This window comes from Erwinia sp. 009765445 (assembly GCF_058137865.1).
Genome location: NZ_JBYUWC010000017.1, coordinates 85,992 through 111,451 on the forward strand (window position 1 = coordinate 85,992; position 25,460 = coordinate 111,451).

Here is a 25,460-nt window from a genome sequence, read left to right on the forward strand (position 1 = left end):
TTCCTGATACTCTGATGACGGAAGCCGTTATGTCCACCACCCTCAGCCCCAGTTTTACCTCCCGGCGTCCGGCATGCGCTGCACATTACTGGTCAGGTGGCTGCCCGGACAGTATTTATCGATCCGCTGGCCAGGGCCGATCTGCCTGCCACCTGCCAGGTGGTGCAGGTTTCACCGTTGCTCAGGGAGCTGATTATTGCGGCGCTGGCTTTGCCAGAACAATACCAGCCACACACCCGCACCGAACGGATTTATGAGCTGTTGCTGGATGAAATCCGGGTGATGGACGTGCTGCCGTTTTCACTGCCGAGCCGAATACACCGCCACTTAAAGCGCTGTGTCAGAAAATCCGGAATGAGCCAGGCGAGCGCTGGACGATGTAAAATGCCCCGCAACAGCTCAGCATCAGCAGCCGGACACTGGCCAGGCGTTTTTATTACGAAACGGGGCTGCAATTCAGTGACTGGGTCATTTCCCCTCCCTGTCCGTCAGCCTGTTGTTGCACATGCTGGCTGAAATGCTGTTGAAGAGATCGTGGCAGCCTCAGCCCGTGATTCTGCTCAATCATCCAGGCGGCGCCACTTTTTCCTGACTGGCTGTTAACGCGGATTACCGCTTCGTAGCTGCAGCCGATATCGGCTGGATCGAGCGGGAGATAGGGAACTTCCCAGAGTTCCTGCGGAGATGACTGACGGGCTGCAAAGCCTTTTTTGATCGCATCCTGATGGGAGCCAGAGAAGGCGGTGAAGACCAGTTCGCCAGCGTAAGGGTGGCGTGGATGGACCGGCAGCTGATTGCACTCTTCCACAACATCCACTACCTGTTTGATTTGGCTGAAATCGAGGCCAGGCGGGATACCCTGGGTATAGAGGTTCAGTGCCAGCGTCACCAGATCGACATTACCGGTACGTTCGCCGTTGTCGAACAGGCAGCCTTCGACTCTGTCGGCCCCGGCCAGCAGGGCCAGTTCTGCGCAGGCGATACCCGTTCCCCGGTCATTATGGGGATGAACGCTGATGCAAACCTGACTGCGTTGGCTGAAATGGCGGCAAAAATACTCAATCTGGTCGGCATAAACGTTCGGCGTGTTGACCTCTACCGTTGCCGGTAAATTGATGATCATGGGTCGCGCAGCGCAGGGCTGCCAGACCGCCGCAACGGCTTCGCAAATTTCCAGTGCAAAGTAAAGTCCATTTCGGTGAAGCAGAAGGTTTCTGGTGAGTATTCAAAGGTCCAGTGCGTTTCCGGCAGGCTGGCGCAGCGCAATCTGATTTGTCGGGCGGCACTGACCGCCAACGCAACGATCTCTTCTCGGCTCTGACGAAAGACCAGTTTGCGAAAAACCGGTGCCGTGGCGTTGTATAAATGCAGCGTTGCATGCCTGGCACCCTCCAGCGCGACAAAGGTACGGTCGATAAAGTCGCTGCGAGCCTGCGTCAGGACCTGGATTGTGACTCCATCGGGGATCAGCTTTTCCTCAATCAGCTCGTGCACAAAGTTGAAATCTGTCAGCGAGGCGGAAGGGAAAGCCACTTCAATTTCCTTTAATCCGCACTGGAGCAACAACTGCCAGAACAGTTTTTTTCGGTTACTGTCCATAGGTTCGGCCAGTGCCTGATTACCATCGCGCAGGTCTGTTGATAACCAGCGCGGGGCCTGCTGCAGGATTTTTCCGGGCCACTGGCGGTCGGGTAAGGACAGCGGTGGAAAAGGGGCGTATTTGTCGCTCGGGGTTAACAGCATCTGGGCTCTCCTGAAGAATGAGCCTTTATTGTGCCGAGTCGGTTATGCGTTCACTGGTGCAAAACTGACAGGTTGTGTCGTGAAACTGACAGGCTGCGGCAAAAAAAAGCAGGCCTTGCGGCCCGCCCTGTATAACGCCCTGGTGTTGACGTGATGAAACGGTGGTGAGGTCTGCTGCTGGTGGCAATCTAATTATAATGTGCTTGCAGTAGCAGACTTTTTGGAATTAATACGAGAGGTCACAGCTTTCTCAATAAAATCCCTTTATTGCATCGAAGCTTTTCAGACGATGAAAGGGACTTTATATTAAAAGTTCTGGTGACTGCAATTTTAAATTTGCATCTGGCAGGGAAATAAGATAAATGCGATATTTTTAAAATTAAAATCCTTATTTATCATGAGGTTTTTTATCTTCGCAGATTTTTCTTAACTGAGGCTCTGTGGGAGGGTAAGTTAGCTCACCAGTATGACATTATTATTTAACACGTTGATTAAAAATGAAACAGGTGTTAATGACTTAGCTGAATGACTAAGGATAAATCTTATTTTAACGGAAATTATACCTGCTTCACACTTTGCTTTTTTTAATCCGCTTCGCATATTTCATCAATTCCGTTGGAATAATTCAACTACAGTTAGTGACTTAGCGACTATTTTCTAACATCAGAGAGAGTAATGCGATGAGCCAGTTCTTTATGAATCAGAAAAATCAGCTGGTCAGTGAAGCTATCGAAGGGACGCTGCTCAGCAGCCGTTACCACAATATCAGCCTGCTGGATGCCGGGCCGGATATCCGGGTGGTGGTGCGCAATGACTGGGATAAAAAAGAAGTGGCGCTGATTTCTGGTGGTGGCTCGGGCCATGAGCCTGCCCACGTGGGTTTTGTCGGGAAAGGGATGCTGACGGCGGCGGTTTGCGGCGATATTTTTGCCTCGCCAAGCGTGGATGCCGTGCTCAGCGCCATCATCAATGTCACTGGTGATGAAGGCTGCCTGCTGATCGTGAAAAACTATACCGGCGATCGCCTTAACTTTGGTCTGGCGGCGGAAAAAGCGAAAAAGCTGGGCTTTAAGGTGGAGCTGGTGATGGTAACCGATGACATTGCCCTGCCGGACAATCCACAGCCGCGCGGTATCGCCGGTACGGCACTGGTGCATAAGGTTGCCGGTTTTGCTGCCGCTCAGGGGAAATCGCTGCAGGAGGTTACCACGCTGGCCAGTGAGGCCATTAAAGCCACAGCCAGTATCGGCCTGGCATTCTCCACCTGCCACGTGCCGGGTGAAAAGCGGGATGACCGCGTGAAGGAAGGGCAGGGCGAGCTGGGGATGGGGATCCACGGGGAACCTGGTGCTTCAACGCTGAAGACGCAGAACAGTGAGGAAATTGTCGCCACGCTTGCAGAGAAACTGACAGCAAAGAATCCGGATAATAAGAAAGTGGCGCTGTTGGTGAATAACCTCGGTGGTTTTTCTGAGCTTGAAATGGCGGTGTTGACCCGTGAAGCGCTGCGTTCTCCACTGGGTAAGCAGGTAGAGCTACTGATTGGCCCGGCCACGCTGGTCAGCGCGCTGGACATGAAAGGGTTTTCACTCTCCACTCTGGTCCTTTCCGCCTCCCTGGCTGAAGCGCTTACCGCGCCGGTTGAGGCAAACGGCTGGAAACCTGCGGTGAAAGTGCAGGATATTATGCCGATCAAAGGCGAAAAAGTGGCCCGCGGTGAGAAAGCTAAGCCGTCAGAGAATGCAGAGGTTGCAGCCGTTGTTGAGAGTATCTGCAACACGCTGATGGATCTGGAAAGCGAGCTGAATCAGCTGGATGCTAAAGTGGGCGATGGCGATACCGGTTCCACCTTTGCTGCCGGTGCCGGGAAGGTGCTGAAGGCGCTGGAAGCGAAACAGCTGCCGCTGAACGAGCTGCACAGCCTGCTGACGCAGGTCGGTGACGAGCTGGCGGTGGTGATGGGCGGCTCCAGCGGGGTGCTGATGTCGATCATGTTTACCGCGGCGGGGCAGAAGCTGGAAGAGGGTAAATCGCTGCCGGAGGCGCTGAGCTGGGGACTGGACCGCATGCAACATTACGGCGGTGCACGTCCGGGACACCGTACGATGATTGATGCGCTGGATCCGGCGTTTGCCGCGCTGGTGAAGGGCGAAGGGCTGGAGAAAGTGGCGGCCGCAGCGAAGAAAGGTGCGGATGCTACGGCGCAGATGAATTCGGCGAAGGCCGGTCGCTCTTCCTATCTGAATAAGGACAGCCTGAATGGGGTAACGGATCCGGGAGCTTTCGCGGTGGAGAGGGTGTTTGCGAAGTTGGCTGGAAACTGAGAACTAATAGCTTAAAGCTAAAACAGTGCCTGCGCGGGGAACCCTGGCCGCTCATAAAGACGCAAAAGCGCCGTCAGTGGCAGCTCGACTCAGGCCGTCCCTGGCCTGAGACGCTTTATTCCCGGCCAGGGTTCCCCGCGCTGTAAGCCTCAGAGTCGTTGGTTCAAAGGTCTTCCCAAATGGTCCGAATTCTCCGCGCCATTAAGCCGCTACATCCTCATGATCCGGTAACTCATTCAGCGTGCGTTCGAAGCTGCGCAGACGTTTGTAGATCGACAGCAGCTCCACCAGCGTCGTCCACGAGTTAATCAGATACTGGAACGAGCCGCGCACCTGGTCGAACACGTTGGTGATCTGCGTCATCAGCCCAAGCGTAATCGCGCCGGTTATGATCGACGGAAACAGCACAAACAGGCTGAATACTGCGTCCAGCTGCAGGTAGAGAATGCGTGCAATGTTAAAGTACAGATAATGGAAATAGAGGCGGAAGTAGTTCTTACGCACGTTGTGGAACAGATCCCTTACCGTTGGCGGCCTGGCGCGATGCGGGTCATCCTCGCCGTACACCAGTTCCTTACGGTAGGCGGCTTCCACCCGCTGGTTACGGAACGACAGACCCGGCAGCTTGATACCGATCACCGCCAGCATCCCTGTCCCCAGCAGTGACCACAGTACGGCAGCAATCACCAGCGCGTAGGGGATACTGCCGAGGATTGGCACGGTTTTCACGTGGACTGACAGGGCAACCAGCACCGGCAGGAAGGCAATCAGCGTCATGATGGCATTGATAAAGCTGACGCCCATATCCTCAAGCGTGGAGGAGAAGCGCATGGTGTCTTCCTGTACTCGCTGGGCAGCCCCTTCAATCCCCCGCAGTTCAGCCCAGTGATCCATATAGTAATTGTTCATCGCCGTGCGCCAGCGGAACACGTAATGGCTGATAAAGAACATGTTCAGCACGTCAATCACCACCGCAATCAGTGCGATGCTGAGGAACCCTTCAAGCTGGCTGTAAAAGGTTTCAATCTTCACGGTGTTGGGGTGAGCCATTGCGCGCTGGATCAAATCATAAAACGGTTCGTACCAGGCATTGACCGCCACGCCAACCTGCACGGAAAACCAGGTGACAAAGATAATCAGCGCCGAACCGAGCACCGACCAGCGCTGCCACGGATGCGGGCTGAACAGCGACCAGAATCCGGCAAACAGCACCACCACCAGCAGATAGTAAAGGTAGAAGGTCAGCCCTGACGGCGCCATAAAGCGCAGCGCGTTATTCGGCAGCGGAAGAGTCGCTCCGTGAGAGAAAAGCGCCAGATGCAGAAGCCACTCACGGGCTTCACCGAACCACAGCAAAATGGCAATCGCAGACCAGAGAACGACACTGCTGAAAAAGAGCGCAGGCCTGGGGAAAAAAGATTTAAACATAGGCACTCCTGGTATTGTTCTCTTTTTATAACGCTTTTTGCCGTTAACAATCTCATTGCGGTTGTTTCTATTGATTACAGCCCCTCTTTAAAGAAATAAATGCTGAATAATTTTTAATCAATGCCGATAAACAGGAAAGAACCTCTGAGTAAAGGAGGAAATCTCTTGAATTGGCGGCGCTTTTCAGTTTATAGCTAGTACAGAATTTTCCTAAAAAAGCAGCGCTCTGACCGATTCACCGGTATGGAGCGACCCCCATTTGCGCCAGGGGATGGCGTACCTGTAGTGCCGGGACTGACAAGGGTGACATCCGGGCAGCAGCTGGTGATCAGGCGAAAAGCCCATGAATGAAAATAGTGATGTGATGTACCGGCTGTTGGTGCAGAGTGTAGTCGACTACGCAATCTATATGCTGAAGCCGGATGGCACTGTGGCTAACTGGAATGCGGGAGCAGAACGGGCCAAAGGCTATAAGCCTGAAGAGATCGTTGGCAAAAACTTTGCCTGCTTCTACAGCGCGGAAGATCGGCTTAAAGGTCTGCCCCAGCTTGCGTTGCGCACTGCAGCAGATACCGGCCGTTACGAGGTGGAAGGCTGGCGCTATCGCAAAGACGGCAGCTCCTTCTGGGCCCACGTGGTACTGGACGCCGTTAAGGCGGAAGACGGCACGCTGATTGGTTTTGCCAAAATCACCCGTGACTGTACTGAAGTGCGGGAGTACGAGCAGCAGATCCTGCGGGCGAAAGATCTGGCTGAGCAAAACAGTGCCCGCACCGCCTCCCTGTCGAAGTTCCTGGATACCATTATTGCCAATATCCCATCCTGCGTGATTGTTGAAGATGTGGTCTCGCAGGAAATTCTGTTGCTGAACAGCAAAGCAGAGCAGCTGCTGGGTATCCGTCAGAACGAGACGTCGGGCAAAAAACTGTCTGAATGCACGACACAGGAAGTGAGCAGCTATTTCGCCCAGCTGGCGAATGCCGCTCAGCGCAGCGCAGGGGTACATAAAAACGAGCAGTTGCTTAACACCCGTGGTGGGGAAAGGATCATCAACGCTTCCGCTTCGATTATTCGGGGCAGCGATGCGCGTACCAATTATGTTTTGCTGATTGCCGATGACGTCACGGACCAGCGCGCTGCGGATGCGCGCATTCACCACATGGCGCACCACGATAACCTGACCAGCCTGCCTAACCGCGTGCTGTTCAGCCAGCGCCTGAATGAAGCGCTGCGGGCCGATCGCGACACGGATAAGCATACCGCCGCGCTCTGCCTGGACCTGGACAACGTCAAGAATGTTAACGATGCGCTGGGTCATCAGGTCGGTGACGACTTGCTGACAGCCGTTGCCAGCCGGTTACGCGGCGTATTGCGTGACCAGGATACGCTGGCGCGAAATGGTGGGGATGAATTCTCTATCGTACTGCCGGGACTTACCCACGTTGATGAGGCTGAAACGGTTGCCCAGCGGCTGATCGACGTGATCAGGCCACCGTTCAACGTGGATGGCCATAATCTGTCGGTCGGCCTGAGCGTGGGCATTGCCATTGCCGACAGGGGCATGACCACCAAGGATGAACTGCTGCGCTGTGCGGATATGGCTCTGTACGAAGCCAAACGCAACGGACGCAGCCGCTTTGAACACTTCTCGGCGGAAATGGGTGAGGCTGCCAGCAAGCGCCGGATGATTGAAACCGACCTGCGCGAGGCTATGACCGGTCGCCATCTGAAGCTTTATTACCAGCCAATCACCAATGGGCAGGGGCTGGACATCATCGGCTACGAGGCGCTGATGCGCTGGCATCACCCGGAAAAAGGGCTGATCATGCCGATGGACTTTATCCCCATCGCCGAAGAGACCGGGCTGATCCACTCGCTGGGGGCCTATGCGCTGTTCGAAGCGTGCCGGGAAGCCGCTGGCTGGCCTGAGCATCAGAGCGTGGCGGTCAACCTCTCGCCGCTGCAGTTCAAAAACAGTTCGCTGGTCTCGGTAGTGGAAGCCGCACTGAAAGATTCCGGACTGGCTCCGCACCGGCTGGAGGTCGAAATTACCGAATCGGTCCTGCTGGATAATACCCTGGTGAATATCCGCACTCTGCAGAAGCTGAAGGCGTTGGGGGTGAGAATTGCGCTGGATGACTTCGGCACAGGGTGTTCGTCGCAGAGCTATCTGCGATCGTTCCCGTTCGACAAGATCAAGATCGACAAGTCGTTTATCAATGATATGAAGGACAGCCGTGAAGCGCTGGCGATTATCCGCGCCATTACCGGGATGAGCCGCAGTCTGGATATTCAGATCACCGCAGAAGGGGTGGAAAGCAGTGAGCAGTACGAGCAGTTGAAAAACGAAGGCTGTACGCTGTTCCAGGGGTACTATTTTGGTCGCCAGCAGCCGTCGGAGACCCGGCTTAAGCTGTTTAACCCGCCTGAGCGATTTGCCGTCACGCCGCCTGCCGCAGAGGCTCCGCCTGGTACCGGAGTGCTACTGAACAGGGAGGCGCTTAACGATCCCGGCTTACCGACAGCCACATAGTACCCCCGACAGGAGGACTGCAATGTCCTCCCGCTTTCGCCTCAGATATTCTCCAGATTCAGTCCCCGCGTTTTCGGACCAAACACGCCAATCACCAGCATTACAATCAACATGCTGATCACGATAAAGGCGATCACCCCCTGCGAGCCTGCCACCTGCAAAATCATGCCGATCAGAATGCTGCTGAACACGGTTGAAAGCCGGCTGAACGAGTAGCAGAAGCCCACCGCACGGGCGCGGATAAAGGTGGGGAACACCTCGGTCTGATAGGCGTGGTAGCTGTAGGTCAGCCAGGCGTTGGACCAGGTGATGCAGAAGCCGCAGATAATCAGCAGCACCGGGTCACTCTGCAGGGCGAACAGCGTGCCGAAAATCACCGTCATCAGCGAGGAGAGAACGATCTGCCACTTGTTCTCGATCCGGTCGGCGTAGCGGCTGCAAATCAGCGAGCCGAGTGGATAGGCAAGGGTGATAAAGAAGGCATACAGTAGGCTGTGGGTGATGCTGGCTCCCTTGCCGGAAAGCAGCGCGGGCAGCCAGTTGCCGAAGCCGAAGAAGCCGATGGACTGGAAGAAGTTCATCACCACCAGCATCAGCGTACGCTGACGGTATTCCGGCCGCCAGATATCGCGGAAGGTCCCTTTCTTCTCGATGATTTCACCCGTTTCAATCTCATTGTCCCGGGGGGCTGTGGAAGGGACACCGCAGCGCGCTTCCATCAGGCTCACCACCTGATGCGCTTCACTGTGCCTGCCCTGCTGCGCCAGCCAGCGCGGCGATTCCGGCAAATTCTTACGGATCAGCCAGATCACCAACGAACACAGCGCCCCGGCAATCACCACATAGCGCCAGCCGGTTAAGCCGAAGAGGGTTTGCGGCACCAGCCACCAGGACATCAGTGCCACGGCAGGCACCGACAGGAACTGCACAAAGAAGGCAAACGCGAAGGCTTTGCTGCGCAGATAGCCTGGCACGCATTCGGTCAGATAAGTATCGATGGTGACCAGCTCAATCCCCAGCCCAACCCCGATCAGAAAGCGGAAGAAGATGATCCATTCGGCCTGATTCTGGAAGGCCATGATCAGCGAGAAGCAGCCGTACCACGCCAGCGCGCACATAAAAGTCAGACGGCGGCCAAAACGATCGGCATAGGGAGCCAGCAGACTGGCTCCGGTAAACAGACCAAGGAAGGTCGAAGAGGCAAACGCCGCCTGATCGGATAGACCAAACACGCCCTGGCTGCCGACATGAAAGATGTTTTCGGCCAGCAGGCCCGCGCTGATATAGCCGGTCTGAAACAGGTCATAAAGCTCAAAAAATCCGCCTAACGAGAGAAGCGCGATAAAGCGCCACAGCCCGGCGGAAGCGGGCAGGGCATCGATCCTGGCGGACAGGCGTTTGGTGTTCACTTTCTCTGCGGACGGCGATGTCATCCCTGCCGAACTGATTTCACTCATGTTGTTTTGCAACCACTTTATTTTTATAGGGAACCCTCAATCCTAAGGGGTTCGGACAGGAGTTAAATTTTGAATTGCTGCCTTTAATAAGAAAATTTAGCATAAAAAGTTGCCCTGAGCGAAATTGTAACATTTCCTGCTCATCACGGCGAAAGTTGTTAATGAATTTGTGCCATTTTGTTTCGTTACGCTAAATGTTTGCAAAAAGATCGGATACAATAAGTGTCATTGTTACCGGTAACATTGTGCCGCTAACCAATTTGTACGCCTGAACTCCACTAAAAAAATACCGCAAGCAACCGTGAACCCTTAGCCTTCCTCACCAGGGCTAAGCTTGAAAAGGCAATGTCATGTCGAACGAAAAAACCGGAAGTTCCCGCCGGGACTTTCTGCTGAAAACCATTACCCTGGCCCCAGCCATGGCACTGGGCGGCACCGGGCTGGGCGCACTAACCGCCTCCACTCCAGCCGCGGCAAAAGAGACCGCTCCTGCCGGACCGCAGAAAGCTCGCGATTACCAGCCAACCTGGTTTACCCCTGAAGAGTATGCTTTTTTGCAGGCGGCAGCCGCCCGCCTGATCCCTGCTGACGATCGTGGTCCGGGCGCGCTGGAAGCTGGCGTGCCGGAGTATATCGACCGCCAGATGAACACCCCTTACGCCATTGGTTCCAACTGGTATATGCAGGGGCCTTTCCACCCGGATGCCGACAAAGAACTGGGCTACCAGTATCCGCTGGTGCCGCGCCAGATTTACCGTCTGGGACTGGCAGATGCGGATGCCGTGGCGAAAGCGCAGCACGGTAAAGTCTTTGCTCGGCTCAGTGGCGACCAGCAGGACTCACTGTTGCAGGCTTTCGAAGCGGGCAGCGTTGAGTTCAGACAGGTTCCGGCCAAAGTCTTTTTCTCCTTTCTGCTGCAGAACACCCGCGAGGGCTTCTTCAGCGATCCAATCCACGGTGGCAATCAGGGCATGGTCGGCTGGACGCTGATTAACTTCCCGGGTGCCCGTGCGGACTTTATGGACTGGGTTGAACGTGGAGAGCGCTATCCGTTCCCACCGGTATCGATTCGAGGGGAAAGAGCGTAACCATGGCAAACGAAATGAAAAAAGTGGATGCGGTGATTGTCGGCTTCGGCTGGGCCGGATCGATTATGGCCAAAGAGCTGACCGAAGCGGGCCTGAATGTGGTGGCGCTGGAGCGCGGTCCGCACCGTGATACCTATCCTGACGGCGCTTATCCGCAGGTTATTGACGAGCTGACCTATAACATCCGTAAAAAGCTGTTCCAGGATCTGTCAAAAAGCACCGTTACTATCCGTCATAACGCCGCGCAGACCGCGCAGCCTTATCGCCAGCTGGCCGCCTTCTTACCGGGCACCGGTACCGGTGGAGCGGGTCTGCACTGGTCCGGCGTTCACTTCCGCGTGGACCCGATCGAACTGCGGATGCGCAGCCACTACGAAGAGCGCTACGGCAAGAAGTTCATTCCTGAAGGGATGACTATCCAGGATTTTGGCGTCACCTATGATGAGCTGGAACCGTTCTTTGATCAGGCCGAGAAGGTGTTTGGCACCTCCGGTTCGGAGTGGAGCGTGAAAGGGAAAGTGATCGGCCAGGGCAAGGGTAACCCCTTTGCACCGGACCGTTCCGACAAGTTCCCGCTGCCCGCGCAGAAGCGCACCTTCTCTGCCCAGATGTTTGCTCAGGCGGCAGAGTCAGTGGGCTATCACCCTTACGATCTGCCTTCTGCCAACACTTCAGGCCCGTACACTAACACCTACGGCGCACAGATGGGGCCGTGCAACTTCTGCGGCTACTGCAGCGGCTATGCCTGCTACATGTATTCCAAAGCGTCGCCGAACGTTAACGTACTGCCTGCACTGCGTCAGGAGTCGAAGTTCGAGCTGCGTGAAAATGCCAACGTGTTGCGCGTTAACCTGACGGCTGATAAAAAGCGCGCGATCGGCGTGACCTATGTCGATGCGCTGGGCCGTCAGATTGAGCAGCCTGCTGACCTGGTGATCCTTTCCGCCTTTCAGTTCCACAACGTGCACCTGATGCTGCTTTCCGGCATCGGCAAGCCGTACGATCCGGTGACTAACGAGGGCACGGTAGGCCGTAACTTCGCTTATCAGAATATCTCCACGATTAAAGCCTTCTTCGATAAGGACGTGTTCACCAACAACTTTATCGGTGCTGGTGGCGCAGGCGTGGGCGTGGACGACTTTAACGCTGACAACTTTGACCACGGCAAATATGGCTTTGTCGGCGGTTCACCATTCTGGGTCAACCAGGCTGGCGTGAAGCCGATCTCTGGCCTGCCGACGCCTCCGGGTACGCCGAACTGGGGCAGCAAGTGGAAGGCAGCGGTTGCCGACCACTACACGCACCATGTATCGATGGATGCCCACGGTGCGCACCAGTCGTATCGCAATAACTACCTGGACCTCGATCCGAACTACAAGGATGCCTTTGGCCAGCCGCTGCTGCGTATGACCTTCGACTGGCAGGACAACGACATCAAAATGTCGCAGTTTATGCACGGCCGGATGCATAAAATCGCCGAAGCGATGAATCCAACGCTGATCAGTGGGTCGCCGAAGCAGGCGGGAACGCATTTCGATACCACGGTTTATCAGACCACGCACATGAATGGCGGGGCAATCATGGGTGAAGATCCGAAAACCAGTGCGGTGAACCGTTACCTGCAGAGTTGGGATGTGTCTAACGTGTTTGTGCCGGGCGCGTCCGCGTTCCCGCAGGGGCTGGGCTACAACCCTACCGGTATGGTGGCAGCGCTGACTTACTGGTCAGCAAAAGCGATCCGTGAACAGTACCTGAATAACCCGGGTCCGTTGGTGCAGGCGTAAGGATAACCATGATGAAAATGCTAATCCCTGCCCTGATGCTGGGCATGACCACCTTTGCCGCCGTGGCGGACGACAGCGGTGCCGATCAGATCAAACGCGGTGAGTACCTGGCGCGAGCCGGAGACTGCGTGGCCTGCCATACCAAAAAGGGCGGTGAGCCGTTTGCTGGCGGACTGTCGATGGCAACGCCAATTGGGGATATTTACTCCACCAATATCACACCGGACAAGAAAACCGGTATTGGTGACTACAGCTATGACGACTTCCAGAAGGCAGTCCGTCACGGCGTGGCGAAGAATGGCGACACGCTCTATCCGGCGATGCCTTATCCGTCCTATGCGGTCGTCAGCGATGAAGATATGCAGGCGCTTTATGCCTGGTTTATGCACGGCGTGAAACCGGTTGAGCAGGCAAACAAGGAGAGCGACATTCCGTGGCCGCTCTCCATGCGCTGGCCGCTGGCGATCTGGCGCGGCATGTTTGCGCCGGATGTGAAGGCCTTTCAGCCGATCAAAGGCCAGGATCCGGTGCTGGCTCGCGGCCAGTATCTGGTGGAAGGGCTGGGCCACTGCGGGGCCTGCCATACGCCGCGCAGCCTGACTATGCAGGAAAAAGCGCTGAACGACAGCGAAGGCAGCGATTACCTGTCCGGCAGCAGTTCGCCGATTGACGGCTGGAGCGCCAGCAACCTGCGCGGCGACAGCCGTGACGGGCTGGGTCGCTGGAGCGAAGATGACCTGGTGCAGTTCCTGCGAATGGGTCGCAACGATCGGACCGCCGTGTTTGGCGGCATGACTGATGTTATCCAGCACAGCCTGCAGCATCTGAGTGCAGAAGATGCCACGGCGATTGCCCGTTATCTGAAGTCGCTGGGCGCGCGCGACCCAAACCAGGTCGGGTTCAGTGAAGATGCTGCGGTAGCGAAAGCGTTGTGGAAAGGCGACGACAGTAAGCCGGGAGCCTCAGTATATGTCGACAGCTGTGCGGCCTGCCATAAAACCGACGGCAGCGGCTACCGTCGCTTCTTCCCGGAGCTGCGCGGCAACCCGGTGGTGCAGGAGGAAGACCCAACTTCGCTGATCCATATTGTGCTGAGCGGCGCAACGCTGCCAGGCATGAAGGATGCGCCATCCAGCATCACCATGCCGGCCTTTGGCTGGCGGCTGAAGGATCAGCAGGTGGCGGACGTGGTGAACTTTATCCGCACCAGCTGGGGCAACACTGCCAAAGCGCAGGTCAGTGCCAGCGACGTGGCGAAAGTGCGTAAGACGATGGCTGAACCGCAGGGTGATGCCGAAGTTGTGAAGCTGAACGTTGTGAAGTAAGACTGCGGGATACGGCTGGTTCAGAGCTGGCCGTGTCCTTTTCAATTCAGGTGGTGGAAAAACATTCATTACAAGAGCTATTTCCCAGAACCTGGGCAAGAATTTCCATTTTAAATCAAAGACATTAAAGAAAGCTTCAGTCACGCGGCAAGCTTTGCCCGAAAGGATAAACGACTACGTTATCACAGGGCGAACCACATACCGATACATGAAGAAACGGTGGCCAGTACTGAATTTTCAACGTGGGAATTTGCGATGAATGATGAGCTTCCGGGACCAGGTCTGTTTTGGGGCGGCGAAGATGACGGATGTGTTTAAGGGGCTCTGGCCAGATCCTTCAGGAGCCACTATGTTGGACAGGGCTTGTGATATGGTGAAAACGATCCGTGAATACCGGAACCGCCTGGCACACAATGAACCTTTGTGGAAAGCCTGCCGCGTTAATACCCTGGGTGAAATGGACCGTTTTCGCCTCTCTCTGAATCTCAATCAATCTTCAGCCGCTCCAGTGCGCTCAGCAGTGCCGCCACCTTTGGCGTCAGCTGTTTTTTGCGCGGCCAGACGATATACAGCGGCAGGCCCTCTACCGCCAGCCCCGGCATTCCCTGACGGGCAAGATACCCCGGTGAGGCACAGAAGATCAGCTTTTCATTCCCCAGAAAACGGAAGCCCAGCGAAGGTGGATATTCGGCAGGGCCGCCGATTCTGATGGCGATATCCACCCCTTCTTCGAACAGATCGACAAAGCGATCCGAGAACGCCAGGTTGATCTGCATTTCCGGATTCTGCTGGCAGAACTGATTCAGCAGCGGCATCACATGCATCCGGCCAAAAGTATTGGGCACCGCAATGCGCAGCCTGCCGACCGGGATGCTGCGTTGTGCCGCCAGCACCGATTCTGCCTCGGCCAGCTCTCCCAGCACGCGGGTGCAGGTTTCATAAAATGCCTGCCCGGCATCGGTCAGCGCCAGGCGGCGTGTGGTGCGTTAAAACAGCCGCGAGCCAAGCCGCGCTTCCAGCCGCGCGACACTCTTGCTGACTGCCGAACTGGTCAGATGCAGATTTTCAGCAGCGGCGGTAAAACTGCCGTGCTCAACGCTGGCAACAAAAGGTGTGATGCCTTTCAAACGATCCTGGTTGATCATCATTTGTGACTCTGATTCCCGAATGATATGAATTTATACCTGAGATAAGACTTTAATTCTCTATTAAGCTTTTCTTCTGCACTCATTAAGGAGACAAGCTATGCAACAACGCGCATTGATCGTCGGTATCAGCGGAGTCATTGGCACCGCGCTGGCCCAACAGCTGACCGGTGACGGCTGGCAGGTATGGGGATTGTCCCGTGGCCGCACTGCGGTGCCTGCCGGCTGTACGGCGCTGACGACGGATTTGACCGACAGCGACTCTGTTCGCCAGTCTCTGAAAGACGTGAAGGTGGATAAAGTCTTCTTCAGCGCCTGGGCCCGCCAGGCCAACGAAAAAGAGAACATTCGCGTTAATGGCACGATGGTGCGTAACGTAATTGAAGCGCTGGGTGACAGCCTGAAAGGCGGCCACGTGGCGCTGGTCACCGGACTGAAGCATTACCTCGGTCCGTTTGATGCCTACGGTAAAGGCGCAGTGCCGGTGACGCCGTTCCGTGAAGAGCAGGGCCGTCAGCCGGTCGATAACTTCTATTACGCTCAGGAAGATGAAGTCTTTGCCGGAGCGGAGAAATACGGCTTCAGCTGGAGCGTCCACCGCCCGCACACCATCATCGGCTTTGCGCTGGGCAATGCGATGAACATGGGCCAGACTCTGGCGGTGTATGCCCGCCTGTGCAAAGAGACCGGCCAGCCATTTATCTTCCCCGGTTCTGAAGCGCAGTGGGAAGGCGTTACCGACATGACCGATGTGCACGTGCTGGCACAGCAGCTGGAATGGGCCGCCACCACGCCATCCGCGCAGGACCAGGACTACAACGTGGTCAACGGCGACGTGTTCCGCTGGAAATGGATGTGGGGCCAGATTGCCGATTACTTTGGTATCGAAGCCGCGCCTTACCCGGGCGCGATCAAGCCGCTGGAAGGCCGCATGGACGCTGCTCCGGCCGAATGGCAGGCGATGGCGCAGAAGTTCGGCCTGAAAGAAGCCGACATCGGCAAACTGGTTTCCTGGTGGCATACCGATGCCGATCTCGGCCGCCCGATGGAAGTCTTCACCGACATCAGCAAGAGCCGTAAGGCGGGCTTCACCGGCTACCAGTGCACCCGCGATGCGTTTGTGGCGCTGTTCGATAAGCTGAAGGCAGAACGGCTGATCCCCGGCTGATCTCAGGGCAGGTTTCGGACCGGGCAGATAATCACAGGCCGATCTCAGGATCAAGCCTGAGCATTCCATGCCGGTCCAGTCAGCCGATGCTGTGCGCGGTATATTCCGTGCGCAGCATGCCATACAGGGCGCAGTCCCAGCGTTCTTCCCCCACCACCACACAATGTCTGCGCACGCCTTCCCGCACAAAACCCAGCTTTTCATATGTCCGCACCGCAGCAATATTGAACGGGTAAACGTGCAGTTCCACACGTTCGATGGCTTCCTGCCTGAAGGCATTAACGATCAAGGTTTGCAGCATCTTTTCAGCCAGTTTCTGCCCCCGCATCTGTGGATTAACCACCACCCTGCACAGGCAGGCCAGATGGTTATCCCAGTCGAAACCCAGCTGCGCCACCACGGCCAGTTCGCCCTCCACGCATCCGGAAAAAGTCAGCAGTGAGGCCGGTTGCTGCTGGTCTGAATTCAGCAGGGTTGCAAGGAACTCCGCGCTCAGCGGCCAGCTCACGCCCGGACCGGCCCACTGTGTCACCGCCAGTTGGGAAGTAAACCAACTGCCCAACGTGGCCTGATCTTCCGCCCGGAAAAAGGTTATCTGCATTGCATTGCTCGCTGTCAGCTAAAGGATTAAGTGGCTTCAGGCAGAGGAAAGTTCGCTCCGGTCTGCAAACGCAACATTTGTTTCCTGAGGGAAACAATGAGCGTTTGAATGCATTTATTGTTGCGTAAAAGAGTGACCAGGTTAGGATGGTTTCAACAGGTTATTAGTGGCTTTCGCCGCCAGCGAAATTGACGATGCTGTGCCAGGATGAAACGCTGACCAACGAATTTAACCCTCTATGATATGCAGGTGTGACCATGAGCAATAAGACTATCCAGTGGAACGGCGGCTTACAGCCAGAAGCGGTAAAAATCCTGTCTGCCGATGGCGGCATGATCGTTTGCCCGACCAAAGTGGGCTACATCATTATGACCTCCGATGCCAAAGGCCTGGAGCGTAAATTTGATGCCAAGCAGCGCAACCGCAACAAGCCGGGTGTGGTGCTGTGTGGTTCCCTGGAGCAGTTGAAAGAGCTGGCGCAGCTGAACCCGGAAATCGAAGAGCTGTATCAGCAGCACTGGGACAAAGACGTTCTGCTGGGCTGCATCCTGCCTTGGAAAGAAGAAGCCGTGGCACGTATTCCGGAAGATGGCTCGAAAGAGCTGATGATGGACCGCCGTCAGACCAGCTGCTTCGTGATCAAATTCGGTATTCCTGGCGAAAAACTGGCGAAAGAGCTGTGGGAAAACCACGGTAAATTCTCCTTCGCCAGCTCCGCTAACCCGTCAGGCAAGGGCAACCGTGGCCTGGTCGAAGGGATCGGCGAGCGTATTGAATCGCATGCTGACCTGATTATTGAAGCGAACGCCTATGTGAAATCTATCCAGCCGAACGAGTCCGAGAAGACCCGCTACGAGCAGGGTGTGATGGTGGCGATGGTGGACGAGAGCGGCAAGCTGGTCCCTGAGCAGAAAGGCGAGCGCAGCATCACGCCTTGCCCAATCCTGATCCGTAAGGGGCTGGACGTGGATAAAATCATGTCGATGATGTCTGATATCTTCACCACGTGGGATTACCGTCACGGTAACTACTACTAAGATTTGAAGGGCGGAACCGGTTTCCGCCCTTGTTATTTCTGCTGCAATGCCTTCTGCAACGCTTCAATAAACAGCCTGACGCGCGGTGAAACAAAACTGTCACCTTTGCTCAGGATCCACGATTTATACACGTCCATTTCCCACTCTGGCAGCACCCTGATCAGCTTGCCGGCTTTGACGGCTTCCTGTGCACTGTAGTCTGGCAGATAAGCGATGCCGGTGCAGGCGATGGCGGAATTCACCAGCGCGGTACTGTTGTTGGCGCGAAAGCGGCTGCGGACTTCGATATCCAGCTTTTGCTTCTCTTTACGGAACGGCAGCGAAATGGTGTGCGCCGGACCGCGAAACAGAATGAAATCGTGACGCGGCAGATCGTCGGGTTTGCTGATCGCCGGGAAGCGCCGCAGATAGTCCGGCGAAGCATACAGCCCCCAGCTGATATCGATCAGCGGCTGGCAATGAGCATGCTCCGGCCGGTCGCGACGGACCACAATCGCCAGGTCGATATTGTCATCCACCAGGTTCACCGGGCGGTCAGTCAGATCCAGATCGACGCTGACGTGCAAATTACTGGCAACAAACTGATTAAGCACCGGCACGATACACTGGCAGCCGAAGGTGACCGGAGCGACCACGCGCAGGCTGCCGGTCGGCTCTTCGTGGAACTGGCGGATAAACAGATCGGCGCTTTTCACCTCGCTGAGGATGCGGGCGCAGTAGTGATACCAGGTTATGCCGACATCGGTCACGGCAATCTTGCGGGTGGTGCGCTGCAGCAGCTTAGTGCCGAGGCGGACTTCCAGAGCGGAGATCTCTTTACTCACTGACGATTTCGACAGCCCCAGCAGTTTCGCCGCCTCGGTATAGCTCAGCGTCTCGACGACTTTAGCGAAGATAATCATCCCCTGCAGGTTTTCAACATCGCTCATGGTGGCTCCGGCCCGGGGAGTTTGCGGTCAGGTGACTAATGTGGCGACAGAGTAATGGTTGAGCAGGGGGAAGTAAATCTTCAGACAGGCTTTACTCAGCACGGATGCGGCTGAACTGCACCACAAAAAGCCAGGAAGTGTCCGGCTTTTTGTGGTGCAGTTCAGCTTTCCGCCCTGTCCGGTCAGCGGACTTTTTTCACCAGTACGGGAATTTTACGCAGCTTGTTGGCGAGGATCAGACCGCCGGTCAGCATCACGGCGATAAAGCCTGAAACGCCCATCCAGCCGTAGCCATTCCAGAACACGCCACCCAGCGTGCCTGCCACGCTCGATCCCAGATAGTAGAAGAACAGATACAGGGAGGAAGCCTGGCCTCTGGCCCGCCTTGCGCGATGACCAACCCAGCTGCTGGCAACCGAATGCGCGGCAAAGAAACCGGCGGCAAAAAGCATCAGTCCCGGCAGCACCAGAAACAGCGTGGCAAACTGGGTGGCAATCAGTCCGGCCAGCATCAGCCCCAACGATCCCATCAGTACCACGCCACGGCCATGGCATGCGGTCATCATCCCGGCGCGCGGCGAGCTGTAAGTGCCGGTCAGATAGACCACTGACAGCAGGCCAACCACCGTCTGGCTGAGCGAAAAGGGCGCTGACAGGAAGCGATAGCTGACATAGTTGAACAGAGTGACAAAGCTGCCCATCAGGATAAAACCGACCACGAACAGCATCGGCAGCCCGATATCCCGCCACTGGAACATAAAGTTCACCAGCAGCTTGCGCGGGCGCAGGGAGCTGGGGCGGAAATGTTGTGAAGGTGGCAGCAGCCGGAAAAACAGCCCGGCGGCGGCCAGTGCAAACAAACCGACTACAAACAGCGAAACGTGCCAGGAAAAGTGATCCGCCAGCATCCCGGTGGAGAGCCGTCCGGCCAGCCCACCAATCGAGTTGCCGCTGATATACAGCCCCATTGAGAAGGAGAGGAACACCGGGTGCAGCTCTTCACTCAGCCAGGTCATCGCCACCGCTGCCACACCGCTCAAAGCCAGTCCGGTCAGGGCACGCATCGCCAGCACGCCTTCCCAACTGCTCATGGTGGCACACACCAGCGTGAAGAAGGCCGCCAACAGTAGCGAAATGGACATCACCGACTTACGGCCAATCGCATCCGACAGCGGCCCGGTGATCAGCAGTCCGAGCGCCATCATGGCCGTGGTCACCGACAGGGACAAACTGCTCTGCGCCGGGGTGAGATGGAAACTTTCCGAAAACACTGGCAGGATCGGCTGAACACAATAGAGGACGGCGAAGGTGGAGAGCCCGGCACAAAACAGCGCCAGCGTGGCATGGATAAACCTGCGGGTGCCACGGGTAATATAGGTTTTGTTTATGGAGGTATTATCAACGGGGGAAACTAAACTGTCGTCTTCATCAGAGAGACTTTCCGAGTGCAACGCTGCGGATTTATTTACTACGGGTGCCACAAGAGTTCCTTGGTTGTGATTAAACGGTCTGGTTTGCTATCAGATAAACTTATTGATGCCAGGCATGGCAAGGGCTGCTCGACGTCCTGGCTGCGTCAGTATTGGACTGTTTAAATATAATGTAAATGGTAAAGCCAATTATTTTTTTAAAGAGACCTCTGCCACTTGCGATTAATTTTGTTCCTGAACAAAGTTAAGTCGTTTCTGAATTTGGCTTAATCGTCTGATGTGGTGATTTATCCACCGGCTGGTAGGGCGAAGACGGAGAAGATCGCCGGATATTTCGCCTTTTTCTCGTTTCGTTATTGCTATTTTTTTCAGTAATTGATTATCAACGTCAATTTATGTCGGCAGAGACTTAATATTATGACTGTCAGGGAAAAATCCCACTCACAGTCATTTCCTGAAATATTATCTCATTGGCAGTAATAAAATCATCAGGTTGCGCTGTGAGACGAGAGTACTATACTGATCGCTTCCTTCGAAATTCACCTAAGCATCATTGTCGAGTGTCATTGGCATCAGGAGGTTCTTATTACTTTTAATCAAAATGACCTAATCACAGACAATAACCAGACAGATTATGAAGCCTACTATCACGATTATGAGGCTGGTCTTGACGCCGTGGTGGAGCCGCAACCGGAGACGATCCGCGGCCTGCCTGCATCGGATATCCTGACGCCGTCCGATCGCTATCAGGAGCTGTTCGAGGCGGTACAATCTTCGCGGATATTTACTGACAGTAAAACGTTCGCCGATTGCGCTCCCAAAATTGAACCCGAAAGAATTCTCTATCGCTATTTCATGCAGCGTGAACGTCAGGATTTTAATCTGCTGACGTTTGTGCTGGAGAATTTCGACCTGCCAAGAGTGCATGACAGCCGCTATGTTTCTGACCCAAATAAAAATATGGGTGAACATATTGATTCGCTGTGGCCGGTATTAACCCGTAAGCCGGAAAAGCATTCGGAATTCTCATCATTACTGCCGCTGCCGGAACCTTATGTGGTGCCGGGCGGTCGCTTTGGGGAAACCTACTACTGGGATTCCTATTTCAGCATGCTTGGTTTTGCGGCTGGTGGGCAGACAGATCTGCTGAAGAGCATGGCGGATAACTTCGCCTGGATGATCGATACCTACGGGCACATCCCAAACGGTAACCGGACCTATTACCTGAGCCGTTCGCAGCCGCCGGTGTTTGCCCTGATGGTTGAGCTGTTTGAGAAAGATGGCGTGAACGAGGCGCATCGTTACCTGAAGCAGCTGAAGCGTGAATATGAATTCTGGATGGACGGCGCGGAATCACTGACGCCGAACGAGGCTTATCGCCATGTGGTGATGCTGTCGGATGGTTCGGTGCTGAACCGCTACTGGGATGACCGTGATACGCCGCGCGATGAGTCGTGGATTGAGGATGTGGAAACCGCGAGGAACTCTGCGCGACCTTCCAGCGAGGTATATCGCGATCTGCGTGCCGGTGCGGCTTCAGGTTGGGACTTCTCTTCCCGCTGGCTGAGCGAACAGGGGCGTCTGGAGAGTATTCAGACCACCAGTATCGTGCCGATTGACCTGAATGCTTTCCTCTACAAGCTGGAGACGACCATCGCGCGGCTGGCTGCCAGTGCCAGCAGGAATGATGCGGCTACTGCCGATCTGTTCCAGCAAAAAGCGGTGCGCCGTCGTGAAGTTGTCGACAAATATTTGTGGGACAACGAGGCCGGTCTGTATCGCGATTACAACTGGCGTGAGCGTGAGAAAGGCGCGTTCTCGGCTGCTTCGGTCACACCTCTGTATGTCGGCATGTCCAGCCTTGAACAGGCTACCCACACCGCGGCGGCAATCCGTTCGCACCTGCTGGCTCCGGGCGGCCTGCTCTCCACGGTGGAAGAGACAGGTGAACAATGGGACAAGCCGAACGGCTGGGCACCTATGCAGTGGATGGCAATAAAGGGCCTTAACAACTACGGTGAGGAGCTGCTGGCGAAAGAGATCGCCACGCGCTGGTTGCAGGTTGTGGGAGCGACCTACCATCGCCATCACAAGATGGTCGAGAAATACAACGTTGCCGGACGTGCGCCCGTGCTGGCAGGTGGTGGTGAGTATCCGCTGCAGGATGGATTTGGCTGGACCAATGGCGTCACGCGCCGGTTGCTGGCAATGTATCCTGACATGGCACCGCAGCGTTAATTGTCCGCTGGAGTGAAATTAATCCATCAATTACTATAGATGGAATTTATATGCCACCAACGTCAGGTAAGGAGTATAAATGCGTATTGGATTAGTAGGATACGGTACCGGCGGCAAAAATTTTCACGCACCTTTTATCGTTGCGGCACGGGGTGTTGAGCTGGCTGGCATTGTGGCTCGCGCCCCGGCGACCATCGCGAAGGCGAAAGCCGATTTTCCGGATGTGCCGATCTACGCCAGTCTGAGCGAGTTGCTGGCGGCTGGGGTTGATATCGTCACTATCACCACGCCGCCGCAGACCCGGCGCGAGCTGGTACTGGAAGCGATTGCGGCAGGCGTGGCGGTGATTGCAGATAAGCCTTTTGCGCCGGATGCGAAAACCGGGCGTGAACTGGCTGCGGCGGCGAAAGCCAGAGGCGTGGTGCTGGGGATTTACCATAATCGCCGTTTCGATGCCGACATTCAGACCCTGCGCGGCGTGTTGGAGCAGCAGCGTGTAGGTAAGCTCTGGCGATTGCATAACCGCATGGACCTTGACGATCCGCACACGCTGGAAGGCGGAGAAACAGGTGGATTGCTGCGCGATATGGGTAGTCATCTGGTCGATCAGGCCATCTGGCTGCTTGGCCCGGTGAAATCGGTGCTGGCGCAGACTGACCTGATTGAACGGCCCGAAGGCCCGACGGATGCCAGTTTTGTGATCACTCTGGTGCACACCAGCAGCGTGCATTCGCATATCTCCTCCAGCAAGCTGAACTACCTTGCTGCACGGGATTTGCGGGTTTACGGCGATCTGGGTAGCTATGTCTCAAACGGCTCAGACGTGCAGGCGCAGGCGATTTTTGCCGGTAAGCGCCCGGCAGACGATCCGTCAGGCTGGGGCTATGAGCAACCCGAGCTGTGGGGCACGCTGCGCACGGCGGAAGGTGAGGAGCGCATCCCTTCGGCTCAGGGAAGCTATCACGCTTATTACGAAGCCTTTGCCGCCGCAGTGAAAAATGGCACCGAACCTCCTGTCACATCGGAGCAGGCTATTCGCACGCTTGAAGTGCTGGATGCCGCGCTGCTCAGTGCTGAAGAGGGGCGGAGGGTGACGCTGGGCTGAGATAATCCAGCCCGCCTTGCTGGCGCAGCGTCTCCAGCGGGGCGAACAGGGGATCTGGTAGTTGGTCAGGAGAAAACCACTGCCAGCCCTCGCATTTCTCCGGTTCCAGCACTTCAGGCATGCCGCTGATGTCACTGGTGAGCATAAAAAGGGTAACGTAGTGTTTCTGTTCGGCGCTAAAAAAGTTGTTTGTGAAGCCATACTTAGCCAGATCGCCTACTTTCAGTGCCGTTTCTTCCAGCACTTCCCGCCGGGCACACTCCTCTGGCGTTTCAGCAAATTCCAGGTGTCCGCCCGGGGTTGCCCAGTAGCCAGCGCCATGGCTGCCTTTGCGACGGCCCAGTAGCAGCCTGCCTTCCCGCACAATCAACACGCCTACTCCGATCAACGGTCTTTGCATCTTTCTCTCCTTTACCCGGTGTTCACCGGTCTGATTTTATCTCGGTTTTACCGGCACGCCAGTCTCGCTATTCCCGGGGCCATACCAACTACTGGACGCAGCCGCCAGCGACTCTGAAAAACGATTAGTTTTCTCTTTCCGGCGTAGAAGCAAAATCCCGCCGGTGGTCCATAATCTGATGCAGGTTCATTTCAATCCAGTCAGCAAGGCCTACCACCTGACCACGTACCTGCTGACCCAGCGGAGACAAACGGTACTCCACGTGCGGAGGGACCACTTCATAAGCGATTCGCTCCACAAAGCCGTCCTCTTCCATATAGCGCAGCGTCTGCGCCAGCATTCTTTCACTGACGCCGCCGATTTTGCGTCGAAGCTCGCCGAAGCGCAGCGTCTCTTCTTCAAGGGCCATCAGCACTAACAGGCTCCAGCGGCTGGTCAGGCGTTTCAAAACCTCGCGTGACGGGCAGTTCGCGTCCAGCAGTTCCCCACGGCGGAGCTTTTCGCTGAGGGGAGAAAAGGCAGTTTCTGTGGTTAATTTCATACTAACATTCCTGTACGTACTTACTTTTTATTAGTGTATGACATAGGCTGATTGGGTCAAAGCGATTTAACCAGCCTGCAGGCTGGTATCTCGCTCTTAAAAAACTCAAGGAGAGCATTATGATTGCAGTAACTGGCGCAACTGGCCAACTTGGCCGCTTAGTGATTAACGCTTTACTGAAAAAAGTCCCTGCGGCTGAGATCGTCGCTGCCGTACGTTCACCGGAGAAAGCGGCCGATCTGGCTGCGCTGGGCGTGCAGCTCAGGCAGGCAGATTACAGCAGCCCTGAGAGCCTGCTCAGTGCCTTTACTGGGGTGGATAAAGTCCTGCTGATCTCCTCCAATGAAATTGGTCAGCGTGAAGTGCAGCATAAAGCGGTCATTGCTGCCGCAAAACAAGCGGGCGTGAAGCTGCTGGCTTACACCAGCCTGCTGCGTGCTGACACCACTAAAATGGGGCTGGGCGGTGAGCACCGTGGCACCGAGCAGGCGCTGATTGCTTCCGGCGTGCCTTACGCCATCCTGCGCAACGGCTGGTATACCGAAAACTATGCGGTCAGCATTGCGCCTGCCGTAACTCACGGTGCCTTTATTGGCGCGGCAGGAGAGGGCAAAATTGCCTCTGCCAGCCGTCAGGACTATGCCGATGCCGCCGCTGCGGTGCTGACCGGCAGCGAGTCCAACAAAATTTACGAGCTGGCGGGTGACACGGCCTATACCCTGGCACAATTCACTGCGGAGATTGGAAAGCAGAGTGGCAAAGAGATTGGCTACATCAATCTGCCGCAGGCAGAATTTGCCGGAGCGCTGAAAGGAGCCGGTCTGCCGGATGGCCTGGCAGAGATGCTGGCCGACTCGGATGCCAATGCGGCGCAGGGCTCGCTGTTTGATGACAGCCATACGCTGAGCAAGCTGACTGGCCGCCCGACCACGCCGTGGCAGGATGTGGTTAAAGCCTTTGTGGCGAAAGCATAAGTGTTACGGGAGAGCCTGGCTCTCCCGTTTTTTGGTCCCTCTCTGCCATCCCCACAAAATGAGTGCTATCGCCAGGGCCAATGCCGCCCGGCTTCTCCTTCCCGGTAACCCGGAAAAAAATAAGCAGGGCTGGCTGCGCTCAATGTTATGTTATAACATATGTAAATGATGGCGGGCAACGCCCGCCGGTGTAGTGCTTATCACCCCCGT

Annotated in this window: 17 protein-coding genes and 3 pseudogenes; 11 read left to right on the top strand and 9 right to left on the bottom strand. The window is 55.7% G+C overall.

What is annotated here, in order from left to right; translation table 11 throughout:
- Positions 1-54: 54 nt before the first annotated feature.
- Positions 55-470, top strand: a pseudogene (locus AC3Y5R_RS18350) (cupin domain-containing protein); the annotation flags it as partial.
- On the opposite strand, the pseudogene AC3Y5R_RS18355 reads toward AC3Y5R_RS18350, so the two are convergent.
- Positions 467-1,743 (bottom strand): annotated as a pseudogene (locus AC3Y5R_RS18355) (2-isopropylmalate synthase); the annotation flags it as partial. The pseudogenes AC3Y5R_RS18350 and AC3Y5R_RS18355 overlap by 4 nt on opposite strands.
- Positions 1,744-2,423: 680 nt before the next feature.
- On the opposite strand from AC3Y5R_RS18355, the gene AC3Y5R_RS18360 reads away from it, so the two are divergent.
- On the top strand, positions 2,424-4,067 hold the full coding sequence (locus AC3Y5R_RS18360; protein ID WP_489922508.1) for a dihydroxyacetone kinase subunit DhaK: 1,644 nt from the start codon (positions 2,424-2,426) through the stop codon (positions 4,065-4,067).
- Between the two features lie 201 nt (positions 4,068-4,268).
- Here the strand turns inward: AC3Y5R_RS18360 and sbmA are convergent, their stop codons facing one another.
- On the bottom strand, positions 4,269-5,495 hold the full coding sequence (gene sbmA, locus AC3Y5R_RS18365; RefSeq protein ID WP_489922509.1) for a peptide antibiotic transporter SbmA: 1,227 nt from the start codon (positions 5,493-5,495) through the stop codon (positions 4,269-4,271).
- 343 nt (positions 5,496-5,838) lie between these two features.
- Between sbmA and AC3Y5R_RS18370 the strand changes: the two genes are divergently transcribed.
- Positions 5,839-8,028, top strand: coding sequence for a sensor domain-containing protein (locus AC3Y5R_RS18370; protein ID WP_489922510.1), 2,190 nt, complete (start codon positions 5,839-5,841; stop codon positions 8,026-8,028).
- A gap of 41 nt (positions 8,029-8,069) precedes the next feature.
- On the opposite strand, the gene AC3Y5R_RS18375 is transcribed toward AC3Y5R_RS18370, so the two are convergent.
- Entirely contained in the window at positions 8,070-9,461 is a 1,392-nt protein-coding gene (locus AC3Y5R_RS18375) for an MFS transporter (protein ID WP_489922535.1), read from the bottom strand.
- Positions 9,462-9,835: 374 nt separating this feature from the next.
- On the opposite strand from AC3Y5R_RS18375, the gene AC3Y5R_RS18380 reads away from it, so the two are divergent.
- The 3 genes from AC3Y5R_RS18380 to AC3Y5R_RS18390 are packed head-to-tail and all read left to right on the top strand — an operon-like array spanning position 9,836 to position 13,682.
- Positions 9,836-10,573: a gluconate 2-dehydrogenase subunit 3 family protein gene (locus AC3Y5R_RS18380; RefSeq protein WP_489922511.1), complete on the top strand. Its 738-nt coding sequence runs from the start codon at positions 9,836-9,838 to the stop codon at positions 10,571-10,573.
- A 2-nt stretch (positions 10,574-10,575) separates the two neighbouring features.
- Entirely contained in the window at positions 10,576-12,357 is a 1,782-nt protein-coding gene (locus AC3Y5R_RS18385; RefSeq protein WP_489922512.1) for a GMC family oxidoreductase, read from the top strand.
- A gap of 11 nt (positions 12,358-12,368) precedes the next feature.
- Positions 12,369-13,682 carry a c-type cytochrome gene (locus tag AC3Y5R_RS18390; protein WP_489922536.1) on the top strand — a complete coding sequence of 438 codons (1,314 nt, stop codon included), beginning with the start codon at positions 12,369-12,371 and terminating at the stop codon, positions 13,680-13,682.
- Between the two features lie 485 nt (positions 13,683-14,167).
- Here the strand turns inward: AC3Y5R_RS18390 and AC3Y5R_RS18395 are convergent.
- Positions 14,168-14,830, bottom strand: a pseudogene (locus tag AC3Y5R_RS18395) (LysR family transcriptional regulator).
- A 97-nt stretch (positions 14,831-14,927) separates the two neighbouring features.
- On the opposite strand from AC3Y5R_RS18395, the gene AC3Y5R_RS18400 reads away from it, so the two are divergent.
- Positions 14,928-15,995 carry an SDR family oxidoreductase gene (locus AC3Y5R_RS18400; RefSeq protein WP_489922513.1) on the top strand — a complete coding sequence of 356 codons (1,068 nt, stop codon included), beginning with the start codon at positions 14,928-14,930 and terminating at the stop codon, positions 15,993-15,995.
- A gap of 79 nt (positions 15,996-16,074) precedes the next feature.
- Here the strand turns inward: AC3Y5R_RS18400 and AC3Y5R_RS18405 are convergent, their stop codons facing one another.
- Positions 16,075-16,596: a GNAT family N-acetyltransferase gene (locus tag AC3Y5R_RS18405; RefSeq protein WP_489922514.1), complete on the bottom strand. Its 522-nt coding sequence runs from the start codon at positions 16,594-16,596 to the stop codon at positions 16,075-16,077.
- Positions 16,597-16,853: 257 nt separating this feature from the next.
- Here AC3Y5R_RS18405 and AC3Y5R_RS18410 point away from each other — a divergent pair, with 257 nt between their 5' ends.
- Positions 16,854-17,633 carry an L-threonylcarbamoyladenylate synthase gene (locus tag AC3Y5R_RS18410; protein WP_489922515.1) on the top strand — a complete coding sequence of 260 codons (780 nt, stop codon included), beginning with the start codon at positions 16,854-16,856 and terminating at the stop codon, positions 17,631-17,633.
- A gap of 32 nt (positions 17,634-17,665) precedes the next feature.
- On the opposite strand, the gene AC3Y5R_RS18415 is transcribed toward AC3Y5R_RS18410, so the two are convergent.
- On the bottom strand, positions 17,666-18,562 hold the full coding sequence (locus AC3Y5R_RS18415; protein WP_489922516.1) for a LysR family transcriptional regulator: 897 nt from the start codon (positions 18,560-18,562) through the stop codon (positions 17,666-17,668).
- 182 nt (positions 18,563-18,744) lie between these two features.
- Entirely contained in the window at positions 18,745-20,043 is a 1,299-nt protein-coding gene (locus AC3Y5R_RS18420; RefSeq protein WP_489922517.1) for an MFS transporter, read from the bottom strand.
- 534 nt (positions 20,044-20,577) lie between these two features.
- On the opposite strand from AC3Y5R_RS18420, the gene AC3Y5R_RS18425 reads away from it, so the two are divergent.
- Both AC3Y5R_RS18425 and AC3Y5R_RS18430 read left to right on the top strand, forming a co-directional pair.
- Positions 20,578-22,230, top strand: a complete 1,653-nt coding sequence (locus tag AC3Y5R_RS18425) for an alpha,alpha-trehalase (RefSeq protein ID WP_489922537.1) — start codon at positions 20,578-20,580, stop codon at positions 22,228-22,230.
- 79 nt (positions 22,231-22,309) lie between these two features.
- Positions 22,310-23,335 (top strand): Gfo/Idh/MocA family oxidoreductase, encoded by a 1,026-nt coding sequence (locus tag AC3Y5R_RS18430; protein WP_489922518.1) that lies wholly within the window; start codon positions 22,310-22,312, stop codon positions 23,333-23,335.
- Here AC3Y5R_RS18430 and AC3Y5R_RS18435 read toward each other — a convergent pair.
- Both AC3Y5R_RS18435 and AC3Y5R_RS18440 read right to left on the bottom strand, forming a co-directional pair.
- Positions 23,298-23,735 carry a nucleotide triphosphate diphosphatase NUDT15 gene (locus AC3Y5R_RS18435; RefSeq protein WP_489922519.1) on the bottom strand — a complete coding sequence of 146 codons (438 nt, stop codon included), beginning with the start codon at positions 23,733-23,735 and terminating at the stop codon, positions 23,298-23,300. The two genes, AC3Y5R_RS18430 and AC3Y5R_RS18435, sit on opposite strands and share 38 nt — an antisense overlap.
- A gap of 124 nt (positions 23,736-23,859) precedes the next feature.
- Positions 23,860-24,276 carry a winged helix-turn-helix transcriptional regulator gene (locus AC3Y5R_RS18440; protein WP_489922520.1) on the bottom strand — a complete coding sequence of 139 codons (417 nt, stop codon included), beginning with the start codon at positions 24,274-24,276 and terminating at the stop codon, positions 23,860-23,862.
- A gap of 119 nt (positions 24,277-24,395) precedes the next feature.
- Here AC3Y5R_RS18440 and AC3Y5R_RS18445 point away from each other — a divergent pair, with 119 nt between their 5' ends.
- Entirely contained in the window at positions 24,396-25,250 is an 855-nt protein-coding gene (locus tag AC3Y5R_RS18445; protein WP_489922521.1) for an SDR family oxidoreductase, read from the top strand.
- Positions 25,251-25,460: the final 210 nt, after the last annotated feature.

Excerpts from the sequence above, each read along its gene's own strand:
- AC3Y5R_RS18360 (WP_489922508.1), top strand. The coding sequence starts at position 2,424 with ATGAGCCAGTTCTTTATGAATCAGAAAAATCAGCTGGTCAGTGAAGCT.
- sbmA (WP_489922509.1), bottom strand. The coding sequence starts at position 5,495 with ATGTTTAAATCTTTTTTCCCCAGGCCTGCGCTCTTTTTCAGCAGTGTC.
- AC3Y5R_RS18370 (WP_489922510.1), top strand. The coding sequence starts at position 5,839 with ATGAATGAAAATAGTGATGTGATGTACCGGCTGTTGGTGCAGAGTGTA.
- AC3Y5R_RS18375 (WP_489922535.1), bottom strand. The coding sequence starts at position 9,461 with ATGACATCGCCGTCCGCAGAGAAAGTGAACACCAAACGCCTGTCCGCC.
- AC3Y5R_RS18380 (WP_489922511.1), top strand. The coding sequence starts at position 9,836 with ATGTCGAACGAAAAAACCGGAAGTTCCCGCCGGGACTTTCTGCTGAAA.
- AC3Y5R_RS18385 (WP_489922512.1), top strand. The coding sequence starts at position 10,576 with ATGGCAAACGAAATGAAAAAAGTGGATGCGGTGATTGTCGGCTTCGGC.
- AC3Y5R_RS18390 (WP_489922536.1), top strand. The coding sequence starts at position 12,369 with ATGAAAATGCTAATCCCTGCCCTGATGCTGGGCATGACCACCTTTGCC.
- AC3Y5R_RS18400 (WP_489922513.1), top strand. The coding sequence starts at position 14,928 with ATGCAACAACGCGCATTGATCGTCGGTATCAGCGGAGTCATTGGCACC.
- AC3Y5R_RS18405 (WP_489922514.1), bottom strand. The coding sequence starts at position 16,596 with ATGCAGATAACCTTTTTCCGGGCGGAAGATCAGGCCACGTTGGGCAGT.
- AC3Y5R_RS18410 (WP_489922515.1), top strand. The coding sequence starts at position 16,854 with ATGAGCAATAAGACTATCCAGTGGAACGGCGGCTTACAGCCAGAAGCG.
- AC3Y5R_RS18415 (WP_489922516.1), bottom strand. The coding sequence starts at position 18,562 with ATGAGCGATGTTGAAAACCTGCAGGGGATGATTATCTTCGCTAAAGTC.
- AC3Y5R_RS18430 (WP_489922518.1), top strand. The coding sequence starts at position 22,310 with ATGCGTATTGGATTAGTAGGATACGGTACCGGCGGCAAAAATTTTCAC.
- AC3Y5R_RS18435 (WP_489922519.1), bottom strand. The coding sequence starts at position 23,735 with ATGCAAAGACCGTTGATCGGAGTAGGCGTGTTGATTGTGCGGGAAGGC.
- AC3Y5R_RS18440 (WP_489922520.1), bottom strand. The coding sequence starts at position 24,276 with ATGAAATTAACCACAGAAACTGCCTTTTCTCCCCTCAGCGAAAAGCTC.
- AC3Y5R_RS18445 (WP_489922521.1), top strand. The coding sequence starts at position 24,396 with ATGATTGCAGTAACTGGCGCAACTGGCCAACTTGGCCGCTTAGTGATT.